The sequence below is a fragment of the Veillonella sp. VA137 genome, from assembly GCF_003992015.1.
Classification (GTDB): Bacteria; Bacillota; Negativicutes; order Veillonellales; family Veillonellaceae; genus F0422.
Genome location: NZ_RQVK01000005.1, coordinates 121,018 through 134,038 on the forward strand (window position 1 = coordinate 121,018; position 13,021 = coordinate 134,038).

General features: G+C 41.3%; 8 protein-coding genes. All 8 read left to right on the plus strand.

The annotated features are described in order from the left end of the window. Positions 1–76: 76 nt before the first annotated feature. Positions 77–274 (plus strand): DUF362 domain-containing protein, encoded by a 198-nt coding sequence (locus EO116_RS03870; protein WP_127160715.1) that lies wholly within the window; start codon positions 77–79, stop codon positions 272–274. Positions 275–678: 404 nt separating this feature from the next. Next, positions 679–4,845: a DNA-directed RNA polymerase subunit beta gene (rpoB, locus tag EO116_RS03875; RefSeq protein WP_127160716.1), complete on the plus strand. Its 4,167-nt coding sequence runs from the start codon at positions 679–681 to the stop codon at positions 4,843–4,845. A gap of 31 nt (positions 4,846–4,876) precedes the next feature. Then, positions 4,877–9,121 carry a DNA-directed RNA polymerase subunit beta' gene (gene rpoC, locus EO116_RS03880; protein WP_127160717.1) on the plus strand — a complete coding sequence of 1,415 codons (4,245 nt, stop codon included), beginning with the start codon at positions 4,877–4,879 and terminating at the stop codon, positions 9,119–9,121. Positions 9,122–9,502: 381 nt separating this feature from the next. Further along, a complete protein-coding gene (locus EO116_RS03885) occupies positions 9,503–9,748 on the plus strand; it encodes a ribosomal L7Ae/L30e/S12e/Gadd45 family protein (protein ID WP_127160718.1) in 246 nt (81 codons plus the stop codon). A gap of 75 nt (positions 9,749–9,823) precedes the next feature. Beyond that, positions 9,824–10,198, plus strand: coding sequence for a 30S ribosomal protein S12 (gene rpsL, locus EO116_RS03890; RefSeq protein WP_126939305.1), 375 nt, complete (start codon positions 9,824–9,826; stop codon positions 10,196–10,198). A gap of 46 nt (positions 10,199–10,244) precedes the next feature. Then, the gene (rpsG, locus tag EO116_RS03895; RefSeq protein WP_009353884.1) at positions 10,245–10,715 is read left to right on the plus strand and encodes a 30S ribosomal protein S7; all 471 of its coding nucleotides are present in this window, start codon (positions 10,245–10,247) and stop codon (positions 10,713–10,715) included. Between the two features lie 20 nt (positions 10,716–10,735). Beyond that, the gene (gene fusA / locus EO116_RS03900; RefSeq protein ID WP_127160719.1) at positions 10,736–12,811 is read left to right on the plus strand and encodes an elongation factor G; all 2,076 of its coding nucleotides are present in this window, start codon (positions 10,736–10,738) and stop codon (positions 12,809–12,811) included. A gap of 81 nt (positions 12,812–12,892) precedes the next feature. After that, a partial coding sequence (locus EO116_RS03905; RefSeq protein WP_240629125.1) for a GTP-binding protein occupies positions 12,893–13,021 on the plus strand: 129 nt, incomplete at its 3' end.

The window sequence follows — 13,021 nt, forward strand, 5'->3', positions numbered from 1 at the left end:
TAGGTGTGAAATGCACTTGGTAATTATATAGGAGAATAGCAAGCCTTGTAGTATACTAAGACTAGGAGGCTTGTCTATGTACTTTCATATCAAAGACACCTGCGTGTGTTGTGCTGGATGCGCCATGGATTGTCCGACGCATGCCATCACTCGTAAAGGTGATCGCTATGTCATACATCAGGGTATGTGCATTCACTGTGGTGATTGTTATGCCATATGTCCAGTGGGTGCCGTGCAGATGGTAAAAGAAAAGGACTTGGATACGAACGAATAAAATGTTTGTGTACCAAGTCTTTTTTGCTTTTTTTGTCAGTATTGAAATGAAATGCTAGTAACTAATGAATATATCGTAGAGTACTTCTTACATACATCGTTAAGAGGTTGTGTCACAAATATTTGACTACTATAGAATTTATTAGAGACTTTCACTGAACATATCCTTGACAAATAGGTGTAAGAAGATTATAATATTTAATTGCAAAAAAGTAACTATAACATTGAATTGATGAAGGAATATATCCAAGGTTGTGCTGAAATGAGGAAAGCAAGGTTCACAAGAAAAAATTACGAGCCTTGCTTATTTTGTCATTGGTCAGCAGGAAAACTGAGACCTGGAATCGTCTGCAGTCATACCGTTATAGAATATGTAAGCCAATTTTTATGAGGGGTGAAAAGAACATGTTCAAACCTGAGCAGGTGGGTAAGCGTACTCGATATACCTACGCTAAGATCAACGAAGTTCTCGAAATGCCACATTTGTTAGACGTACAACGCAAGTCTTATGAGTGGTTTTTAGAGAGCGGTTTACAAGATATTTTTAACGATATTTCTCCGATTAAAGACAATTCGGGAAAGCTAGCTCTTTCCTTTGAGGGATTCAGCCTTGGAGAACCGAAGTACGATATTAACGAATGCAAAAATCGTGATGCAACCTATGCAGCACCATTGCGCGTCAATGTTCGTCTCGTTAACAATGATCCAGAAAATCCAGATATTAAAGAACAAGAAGTATTCATGGGCGACTTCCCATTGATGACAGATACAGGAACGTTCATCATCAATGGTGCGGAACGTGTTATCGTATCCCAATTAGTTCGTTCCCCAGGTGTGTACTACGGTGGTAGCATCGATACTATGGGTAACCGTTTGTATGACTCCACAGTGATTCCAAACCGTGGTGCTTGGATTGAGTTAGAAAAAGATGCAAATGATATCGTGTCCGTACGTATCGATCGTAACCGTAAATTACCAGCTACAGTACTAGTGCGTGCATTAGGTTGGGAAACTAACGATTCCATTTTAGAATTATTCTGGAATGGACAAGTGGACGAAAATGGTCATCCAGAATACGATGAACGTTTACTTCGTACACTAGAAAAAGACAGCACACAATCCGCTGATGAAGCCTTGGTAGAAATCTACAAAAAACTTCGTCCAGGCGAACCACCAACTGTGGAAAGTGCTCGTAACTTATTCGATAACTTATTCTTTGACCCTCGTCGCTATGATTTAGCTCGCGTAGGTCGCTATAAATTAAATAAAAAATTAGGCTGGCGTCAACGCATGTTTGGTCAAACTTTGGCAGAACCAATCGTAGACGAAAATGGCGAAATCATCGTAGAATCTGGTACATATGTGAACGAAGAAGTTCTTGAAGTAGTGGCTAATAGCGGCGTATACAGCGGCGATGTAGTACCTGAGTTCTTCGTAGTGAATACAGAAGGCACTGTAGTGAAAGTCATCTGTAATAACAGCAATTTGCCGTTCAGCCATCGCACTGTGACTCGTGAAGACATGATTGCTAACGTAAGTTACATGATGAACTTGATCGAAAACATTGGCCAAACTGATGATATCGACCATTTGGGTAACCGTCGTCTTCGTTGCGTAGGCGAATTGTTACAAAACCAATTCCGTATCGGTTTAACTCGTATGGAACGTGTGGTCAAAGAACGTATGACAATCCAAGACATTTCTGTCATCACTCCACAAGCTTTATTGAACATCCGTCCAGTTGTGGCAGCAATCAAAGAATTCTTTGGTTCTTCTCAGTTGTCTCAGTTCATGGACCAAACTAACCCATTGGGCGAATTGACACATAAACGTCGTCTATCTGCGTTAGGACCTGGTGGTTTATCTCGTGAGCGCGCGGGCTTCGAAGTTCGTGACGTGCATCATTCCCACTATGGTCGCATGTGTCCAATCGAAACTCCAGAGGGTCCAAATATCGGTTTGATTAACTCCTTGTCTAACTATGCGAAAGTGAATGAATTTGGTTTCATCGAAGCACCATACCGTAAAATTGAAAAAGTATATGGTACAGGCGAAGATGCTAACAAAGTATTGAAAGTTCGTGTTACAGACCAAGTTGTATATATGACAGCTGATGAAGAAGAAGGCATGACAATTGCCCAAGCGAACTCTCGTATCGATGAAGAGGGTTACTTCGTATCTGAGAACATAGCATGTCGTCGTGGTCATGATGTATTAGAAGTGTCTCCAGATAAAGTAGACTACATGGACGTAAGTCCAAAAGAAGTAGTATCCATCGGTACTGCTATGATTCCATTCTTAGAAAATGACGATGCGAACCGTGCCTTGATGGGTGCGAACATGCAGCGTCAAGCGGTGCCATTACTTCGTGCACAAGCACCTTTAGTAGGTACAGGTATGGAATACAAAGCGGCAACAGACTCCGGCGTTTGCGTATTAGCAAAAGAAGCTGGTATTGTGACACGTTGTTGGGGTAATGAAGTCCATGTACAACGTGATAATGGTCGTGTAGACGTATATAAAATGAACAAATTCATGCGTTCCAACCAATCTACATGCTTTAACCAAAAACCAATCGTATATCGTGGCCAATCCGTTGTGAAAGGTCAAGTGTTGGCAGATGGTCCAGCTACAGATGGAGGCGAATTAGCATTAGGTTTCAACGTGCTGGTAGCGTTCATGCCTTGGGAAGGTTACAACTACGAGGATGCGATCTTATTAAGTGAAGAACTTTGTAAAGAAGATATCTACACATCTATCCACATCGAAGAGTACGAATGTGATGCTCGTGACACTAAATTAGGGGCTGAAGAAATCACTCGTGAATTACCAAATACTGGTGATGATAACCTTAAAAACTTGGATGAAAACGGTATCATCTGCATCGGTGCAGAAGTTAAACCAGGCGACATCCTAGTTGGTAAAGTAACTCCTAAAGGAGAAACTGAATTAACTCCAGAAGAACGCTTATTGCGTGCGATTTTCGGCGATAAAGAGCGTGAAGTTCGCGATACTTCCTTGCGTGTACCACATGGTGAAGCAGGTAAAATTGTGGACGTTAAAATCTTCACTCGTGAAAATGGTGACGAATTACAACCAGGTGTTAATAAAGTCGTTCGTGTATATATTGCGCAAAAACGTAAAATCCACGAAGGCGATAAAATGGCGGGCCGTCATGGTAACAAAGGTGTCGTTTCTCGCGTTATGCGTCAAGAAGATATGCCATTCTTACCAGATGGTACACCAGTACAAATCGTATTGAACCCATTAGGCGTACCGTCTCGTATGAACATCGGACAGGTATTAGAAACACATTTAGGCTGGGCAGTACAAGGTTTGGGTATGCAAATTAAAGCAACAGACCTAAAAATCAAAGAAGTACTAAAAGAAGCTAAATTAAATGGTACCTACTGGGATGGTATCGACGGTATCAAAGATATCTATGCAGAAATTGAAAGTCTAGAACAAGCCATTGCAGATCCTATGATTGCGAACTATTTGGAAACAGATAAACAAATCGACAGTCAAAAAGTAGTGGCATTAGATAAAATTTTACATCGAGCACAAGATAAATTTGAAGAATTGGGCGGACAAACTCGCTATGACTTCTTATTGGCTGAAGAAAAACGCATCTATGAATTAGGTATTGAAACATTTGATGATGTAGAAGCCGAACGTCCAGAAATGGAACCAGCCTTAGAAGAAGAATTGCACACACTTCGCCGTGTGGTTACTGTAATTGAAACGATTCACCATGTTCGAGAAAAACGCAGTCACTTACGCACTGAGTTGGAAAAATATGGCTATGACTATGACACATATGGTATGCCAAAACCTGATGTGGCTGGTATTCATATTGCAACACCGGTATTTGACGGCGCTCATGAAAGTGACGTGTTCGATACACTTAGCATTGCTGGTCGTGATGATGATGGTAAAACTGTATTATACGATGGCCGTACAGGCGAAAGAATGGATAACAAAGTTACCGTTGGTTACGTATACATGTTGAAACTTCACCATCTAGTAGATGATAAAATCCATGCTCGTTCTACAGGTCCGTACTCCCTTGTTACACAACAGCCATTGGGTGGTAAAGCTCAATTCGGTGGACAACGTTTCGGTGAGATGGAAGTGTGGGCTCTTGAAGCGTATGGCGCAGCCTATACACTACAAGAGTTGTTAACTGTAAAATCTGACGATGTTGTAGGCCGTGTAAAAGCGTACGAAAAAATCGTAAAAGGTGAAAATATTCCTGAACCAGGCGTACCTGAATCTTTCAAAGTATTGTTGAAAGAATTACAAAGTATCGGCCTTGACGTGAAAATCTTGAATGAAGATCAAGAAGAAGTTCTCATCAAAGAATTAGATGAAGATGATGTACCACGTCATGATGATATTCGTGAAGTGATGGAAGAAGGCACTACAGAGGCGACTACAGAAGGAGAAGCTTCCACAGTAGAAGGCACACCTGACGGATATATTGTAGAAGAAGAGCCTGTCACAGCAGGTGAAGAAGACGATATTATCAGCCAAATTAGTGGCTATGTAGAATCTTCTGATAATGAGTAATACCACTATCTCGTAAAGGAGGGAGCATACAGTGCTAGACGTAAATGAATTTGATTCCATGCGAATCGGTTTAGCTTCGCCACAACAAATTTTGGAGTGGTCTCATGGAGAAGTTAAAAAACCTGAAACAATTAACTACCGCACCTTAAAACCAGAGCGAGATGGTTTATTCTGTGAGCGCATTTTTGGACCAACAAAGGACTGGGAATGTCATTGTGGAAAATATAAACGCATCCGTTATAAAGGTGTTGTCTGTGATAAATGTGGTGTAGAAGTGACTCGTGCTAAAGTACGTCGTGAACGTATGGGCCATATTGAATTGGCTACACCAGTGTCTCATATTTGGTATTTCAAGGGCATCCCATCTCGTATGGGATTGATCCTTGACATATCCCCTCGTTCCTTGGAACGTGTATTGTACTTTGCTGCGTATATCGTAGTGGATCCAGGACAATCTCCATTGTCTAAACAACAATTGCTATTTGAAACTGAATTCCGTGAATACGAAGCCATGTTCAATGATGCTGATTATAAAATCGCTGGTAAAAGTGTCATCATTGAAACCATTGCACAACGTCGTGAACGTTTGCAATTAATCAACTCTGCTAAGCACAAAGAAGCTGTCAATGCAGAGCTTGCAACAAATACTGAAATTCCAGAAGAAGAAAAAGAATACGAAGTATTAACTCGTGAAGAAAAATTAGAACTTGGTGCCTTAGAAGAAAACACATTCGTGTGTATCGATATGGGAGCAGAAGCGATTAAAGAATTGCTTTGCGAATTAGACTTAGAAGCATTGAACGATGAATTGCGTGCTGAGTTAGAAACGGCAACAGGTCAACGTAAAATTCGTGCCGTTCGCCGTTTAGAAGTAGTAGAAGCATTCCGTCAATCTGGTAATCGCCCAGAATGGATGATTATGGATGTTGTACCAGTCATCCCACCTGAATTGCGTCCAATGGTGCAATTAGATGGTGGCCGATTCGCTACGTCCGACTTGAATGACTTATACCGTCGTGTTATCAATCGTAATAACCGTTTGAAACGTTTATTGGATTTAGGCGCTCCTGATATTATCGTGCGCAACGAAAAACGTATGTTACAAGAAGCTGTAGACGCGTTAATCGACAATGGTCGTCGTGGCCGTCCTGTGACAGGTCCTGGTAACCGTCCATTGAAATCCTTGTCTGACATGTTAAAAGGTAAACAAGGTCGTTTCCGTCAAAACTTGTTAGGTAAACGTGTTGACTATTCCGGCCGTTCCGTTATCGTAGTTGGTCCAGAATTGAAAATGCATCAATGTGGTCTTCCAAAAGAGATGGCATTGGAATTGTTCAAACCATTCGTTATGAAACGCTTGGTAGAACGTGGACAGGCTAGTAATATTAAAGCAGCAAAACGTCAAGTAGAACGTATCGGTGCTGGTGTTTGGGAAGCTTTGGAAGAAGTTATCAAAGAACATCCAGTATTGCTAAACCGTGCCCCTACGTTGCATAGATTAGGTATCCAAGCCTTCGAACCAATCCTTTGGGAAGGCCGTGCTATCAAATTGCATCCATTAGTATGTACAGCTTTCAACGCCGACTTTGACGGTGACCAAATGGCGTGTCACTTACCATTGTCCGTAGAAGCACAATCGGAAGCACGCACCTTGATGCTTTCATCCCATAACATCTTATCTACAAAAGATGGTAAACCAGTAGCGGTTCCATCTCAGGATATGATCTTGGGTACATACTACTTAACGGTAGTTCGTAAAGGTACAGAAGATAAAGCGAAACGCTTCGCTAATTATGACGAAGTGATGTTGGCATACGATTCTGGTGTAATCGGCTTACAAGACGTTATCTACATTCGTATCGAAGGATATGGTCTAGTTAAAACAACAGCAGGTCGTTTGATTTTCAATGAAGCTTTATATCCAGAAATCCGTCAATTTGTGAAAGAAGAAGACGGCACATGGTCCTTGGGTAAAGTCATGGACAAGAAAATGGTTGGTAAATTAGTCGACCAATGTTTCCAAGCTTTCGGTAATGAAAAAACTGCAGAATTATTGGACCGTATTAAATCCTTGGGTTACTCCTTCGCTCGTCGTGCTGGTATGACAATTGCTATTGCGGATATCAAAGTACCAGAAGTAAAAGCTGGTATCGTAGAAGAGGCAGATACAGAAGTTAACAAAGTATCCCGTCTATATCGTCGTGGTTTAATTACAGAGGAAGAACGTTATCGTAAAACGATCGATCTTTGGAATGAAGCGATCGACAATGTTACAGAAGCCATGATGGATAATATGGCGGCTGACCAAGACGGTTTCAACCCAGTATATATGATGGCGATTTCCGGTGCCCGTGGTAACAAACAACAGATCCGTCAGTTGGCGGGTATGCGTGGTTTGATGGCTGACCCATCTGGTCGTATCATCGACTTGCCAATCAAAGCGAACTTTAAAGAAGGTTTGACCGTATTGGATTACTTTACGTCCTCTCATGGTGCTCGTAAAGGTTTGGCCGATACAGCCCTTCGTACAGCTGACTCCGGGTACTTAACACGCCGTCTTGTTGACGTATCTCAAGACGTAATCGTTCGTGAAGAAGATTGTGACGTAGTAGGTATCGACTTAGCTCGTGAAAGAGCTCGCTTAGCGCGCAATACAAAAGATGCGTTGACATACTTGAAAGATGATTTAATCGGTCGTGTATTGGATCGCGATGTAGTGGACCCTATGACTGGTGAAGTGATTGCTGATGCTGAAAGCATCGTAACAGAAGCAACTATCGAAGCATTAGCAGAATCTCAAGTAAAATCTATCGCATTACGTGGTGCACAATTGGGTAGCGACAGTGATATCAACCATACTAACATCGTTCAAACCATTGCATTAGGTGAAGTGGATGACACCATTCGTACGACATTACGCAACACAATGGTTGAAAATATGTTGGGTAAAGATACTGTGTATCCTGTTATCGATAGTGAAGGTGTAGAAATTTTCCCTGCGCATACAGCATTGACAGAAGAAGGCATCGAAGCTATCTTGAACTCTGATGTAAAAGAAGTTCAAGTTCGCAATAATGAAATTCATGGCATTGAAGTAGAAGCTATCGTGGAAGGTACTGGCGTTATCGAACCATTGAAAGATCGTATCGTGGGCCGTACAGCAGCAGAAGAGTTAATCAATAAAGAAACTGGTGAAGTTATCGTTCCATTGAATGGTGAAATCACTGATGAATTAGCTGATGAAGTAGTAAAACATTACGACACAGTGAAAATCCGTTCTGTATTGACTTGTCGTTCTCCATATGGCGTATGTATGAAATGTTATGGTCGTGACTTAGGTACTGGTGGACAAGTACAAGTTGGTGAAGCAGTAGGTATTATTGCGGCACAATCCATCGGTGAGCCAGGTACACAGTTAACAATGCGTACATTCCATACAGGCGGTGTTGCCGGTGACGATATCACACAAGGTTTGCCTCGTGTCGAAGAATTGTTTGAAGCACGTCGTCCGAAACGTAATGCTATCATTGCAGAAGTAGAAGGTACTGTACGTGTCGTTCCTAACGATAATAAAAAAGGTACCAATACTATCTTTATTACTACAGCTGAGGGTGAAGAGTTTGATTACTTAATCCCTTATGGATCTCGCATCATTGTGAAAGATGGTGACGTAGTATCTTTAGGTGCACGTTTAACAGAAGGTTCCATTAACCCTCATGACATTATGCGTGTAATGGGTACAGAAGCAACGCAACGTTACCTAGTATATGAAGTGCAAAAAGTATACAAATCTCAAGGCGTAGAAATTAACGATAAACACATCGAGGTTATCGTTCGTCAAATGTTACATAAAGTGAAAATTGAAGAGGCTGGCGATGCAGATGTATTACCAGGAGATTCTATCGATGTAAATACATTTGAAGATGAAAACCGTCGTTTACGCTTAAATGGTAAAAAAGAAGCCACTGGTGTTCGTACACTATTGGGTATTACCAAAGCAGCCTTGGCAACAGACAGCTTCTTGTCAGCAGCTTCCTTCCAAGAAACAACTCGTGTTCTTACAGAAGCAGCGATCAAAGGTAAAATTGATCCATTACTTGGCTTAAAAGAAAATGTTATCATTGGTAAATTGATACCAGCTGGTACAGGTATGAGCCGTTATCGTAAGATTAAAGTAGTGAAACATACACCTGAATTAGAAGATCTAGTAGTAGATACAGAAGTTGTCAATGCAGATGTAGTCAATGAAACTACAGATGTAGAAACAGCAGAATAATATAAGACAGTAAGACGAGCCTAGATAGCAAGTTAACATTGTCTAAAGGAATAACGGATAACAACCTATAAGGGGGTTATCCGTTATTTTTATAAGGGAATATAGAAAAATGCTATATCAATTTTGCATAGATAAAATACTGGAAGAAAAATATAGTGCATATAAATACAAATAAAATATAAAATCTGTATAAAACTAACGTAAAATATACAGAAAAAACTTTTTTTGAACCGCACGGATGCATGTACATATAAAATGCCTTGTTGTGGCGATTTATAAGGGATAAAATCGTTTGACATGGCATATAAAGAATGGTAAACTAGTAAAGTGCTTAAGGGGTAGTGCGCCCTAAAGTAAGTAACGAATAAGAAGGAGACGCATATGACAATCGATATGCTTTCAAATGCAAATCTCACAATTGGAGCGAAGCAAACGCGCAAAGCTGTGGCTCGTGATGAAGTAGAGTGTGTATTTGTAGGTCTTGATAGCGATGACCGACTTATCTTGCCGATTCTGGAAATTTGTTTAGAGCACAATGTGCCTGTAGATCGAAATCACACGATGGAAGAGCTTGGGCATGCTGCTCACATTAAAGTAGGAGCTGCCGCAATCGGCGTGCTTCGCTAGTTTTGGTAATATCCGAACGACATATTATCGAACGGATCAATTATAAATCTAATTGTTTGGAAAGGAGGTGCCCACATGCCAACTATTAACCAGTTAGTACGTAAAGGCCGTAAATCTTTAGTGCGTAAATCTGACTCTCCAGCTTTGAAAGAGTGTCCACAAAAACGTGGTGTTTGTACTCGTGTATACACTGCTACGCCTAAAAAACCGAACTCCGCGCTTCGCAAAGTTGCCCGTGTTCGTTTGACAAACGGTATTGAAGTAACTGCATACATCCCAGGCATTGGTCACAATTTACAAGAACACAGCGTTGTACTTATCAGAGGCGGTCGTGTTAAGGACCTTCCTGGTGTGCGTTATCACATCGTTCGTGGTGCATTGGATACAGCTGGCGTACAAAATCGTATGCAAAGCCGCTCCAAATATGGCGCGAAACGTGCTAAAAAATAATTTAGCATAAGATTAGAGAACACACATCGTTAAAGGAGGAATTGACATGCCAAGAAAAGGCCCTGTTGTGAAACGCGATGTACTACCAGATCCGGTGTACAATAGCAAATTAGTAACACGTTTCATTAACAAAGTAATGTACGATGGCAAAAAAGGCATTGCTGAATCCATCGTATATGATGCATTTGAAATTATTCGTTCCAAAATGGGTCAAGACCCTATGGAAGTTTTTGATCAGGCTTTAAAAAATGTAATGCCTGTATTAGAAGTGCGTGCTCGCCGTATCGGTGGTGCTAACTACCAAGTACCGGTTGAAGTTCGTGCTGATCGCCGTTTATCTCTAGGTATTCGCTGGATGGTAAACTATGCTCGTCTTCGTGGTGAACGCACTATGAAAGAACGTTTAGCAGGCGAATTAATGGACGCGTTCAATAATACTGGCGCAGCTATTAAGAAAAAAGAAGATACTCATAAAATGGCAGAGGCTAACAAAGCATTTGCTCATTACAAATGGTAATTAGTTAAGGAGATATACAAGTGGCAAGAGAAGTTTCTTTAGAGAAAACTCGTAATATCGGTATCATGGCTCACATCGATGCTGGTAAAACAACCACAACGGAACGTATCCTTTACTATACTGGTCGAGTTCACAAAATCGGTGAAGTACATGAAGGTGCTGCTACGATGGACTGGATGGAGCAGGAGCAAGAACGTGGTATCACTATCACGTCCGCTGCGACTACTACTCAATGGAAAGGTCATCGCATCAACATTATCGATACTCCTGGTCACGTAGACTTTACAGTAGAAGTAGAACGTTCCCTTCGTGTATTAGACGGTTCCGTAGCTGTATTCAGTGCGAAAGGTGGCGTAGAGCCTCAATCTGAAACAGTATGGCGTCAAGCGGATAAATACGGCGTACCTCGTATTGCTTATGTAAATAAAATGGATACAGTAGGTGCTGACTTCTTCCGCGTAGTTGATATGATGAAAACTCGTTTAGGTGCTAATAGCGTAGCTATTCAAGTGCCTATCGGTGCAGAAGACACTTTCAAAGGTATCATTGATTTGGTAACTATGAAAGCTGAAATCTACATCAGTGATGACGGAAAAGAATACGAAATCACTGAAATTCCTGAAGAATACGCTGATGTGGCAGCAGAGCGTCGCGAAATGTTAGTTGACGCTGTGGCTGAAACTGATGACGAATTGATGGAAAAATATTTGGAAGGCGAAGAAATTTCTGAAGAACAAATCAAAGCAGCTCTTCGTAAAGCTGTGTGTGAAAACACATTGTTCCCAGTTCTTTGCGGTTCTTCCTACAAAAACAAAGGTGTACAAATGTTGCTAGATGCTGTAGTTGACTACATGCCAGCTCCAACAGATGTACCAGCAATCAAAGGTATCGATCCTAACACTGGTGAAGAGACAACTCGTCCCTCCACTGATGACGGTCCTTTCGCTGCGTTAGCCTTCAAAATCATGGCTGACCCTTATGTTGGTAAATTAGCGTTCTTCCGTGTGTACTCCGGTACATTAGAGTCTGGTTCTTATGTATTCAACTCTACTAAAGGTAAAAAAGAACGTATTGGCCGTATCTTGCAAATGCATGCTAACAGCCGTCAAGAAATTGAACGCGTGTACGCTGGTGACATCGCTGCTGCAGTAGGTCTTAAAGATACTACTACTGGTGATACACTTTGTGATGACAAAGCGCAAGTTATTCTTGAATCCATGGAATTCCCAGAACCAGTTATCTCTGTTGCGGTTGAACCAAAAACTAAAGCGGACCAAGAAAAAATGGGTATGGCGTTAGCTCGTTTGGCTGAAGAAGATCCAACTTTCAAAGTTCGTACTGACGAAGAAACTGGACAAACAATCATTTCCGGTATGGGTGAGCTTCACCTTGACATCATCGTTGACCGTATGAACCGTGAGTTCAAGGTTGAATGTAATGTAGGTAAACCTCAAGTAGCGTACCGCGAAACAATTCGTAAAGCAGTTAAATCTGAAGGTAAATTCGTTCGCCAATCTGGTGGTAAAGGTCAATACGGCCATTGCTGGTTGGAAATCATTCCTCAAGAACCAGGTGCTGGTTTCGAATTTGAAAATAAAGTTGTTGGTGGTTCTATTCCTCGTGAATACATTGGACCAGTTGAGAACGGTGTTAAAGAGGCTATGGAATCCGGTGTTATCGCTGGTTATCCAATGGTTGACATCAAAGTTATCGTATTTGACGGTTCCTACCATGATGTTGACTCCTCTGAAATGGCCTTCAAAATTGCAGGTTCCATGGGCTTCAAAGAGGGTGCTCGTAAAGCTGACCCAGCATTACTTGAACCATACATGGCTGTTGAAGTAGAAGTTCCTGAAGAATACATGGGCGACGTAATCGGTGATTTGAACTCCCGTCGTGGCCGTATGGATGGTATGGAAGCTCGCAACGGTTCCCAACATATCAAAGCATATGTTCCATTGAGCGAAATGTTCGGATATGCTACTGACCTTCGTTCCAAAACACAAGGTCGCGGTAACTACTCCATGACATTCGATCATTATGAAGAAGTGCCTAAGAAAATTGCTGAAGAAATTCAAGCTAAGAAAAATGGCTAATCAAAAGTGTATCCAATGGGGCTTTTAGCCCCATAGGATTACTATATATAAAGTTTTAATTATCCGGGAGGACAATTCAAAATGGCAAAAGCAAAATTTGAACGTAATAAGCCACACGTTAACATTGGTACTATTGGTCACGTTGACCATGGTAAAACTACTTTAACAGCAGCAATCACTAAAGTTCTTGCTGAAAAAGGTCAAGCTGAC

Coding starts and splice junctions, on each gene's coding strand:
- EO116_RS03870 (WP_127160715.1), top strand. CDS start 77: ATGTACTTTCATATCAAAGACACCTGCGTGTGTTGTGCTGGATGCGCC.
- rpoB (WP_127160716.1), top strand. CDS start 679: ATGTTCAAACCTGAGCAGGTGGGTAAGCGTACTCGATATACCTACGCT.
- EO116_RS03885 (WP_127160718.1), top strand. CDS start 9,503: ATGACAATCGATATGCTTTCAAATGCAAATCTCACAATTGGAGCGAAG.
- rpsL (WP_126939305.1), top strand. CDS start 9,824: ATGCCAACTATTAACCAGTTAGTACGTAAAGGCCGTAAATCTTTAGTG.
- rpsG (WP_009353884.1), top strand. CDS start 10,245: ATGCCAAGAAAAGGCCCTGTTGTGAAACGCGATGTACTACCAGATCCG.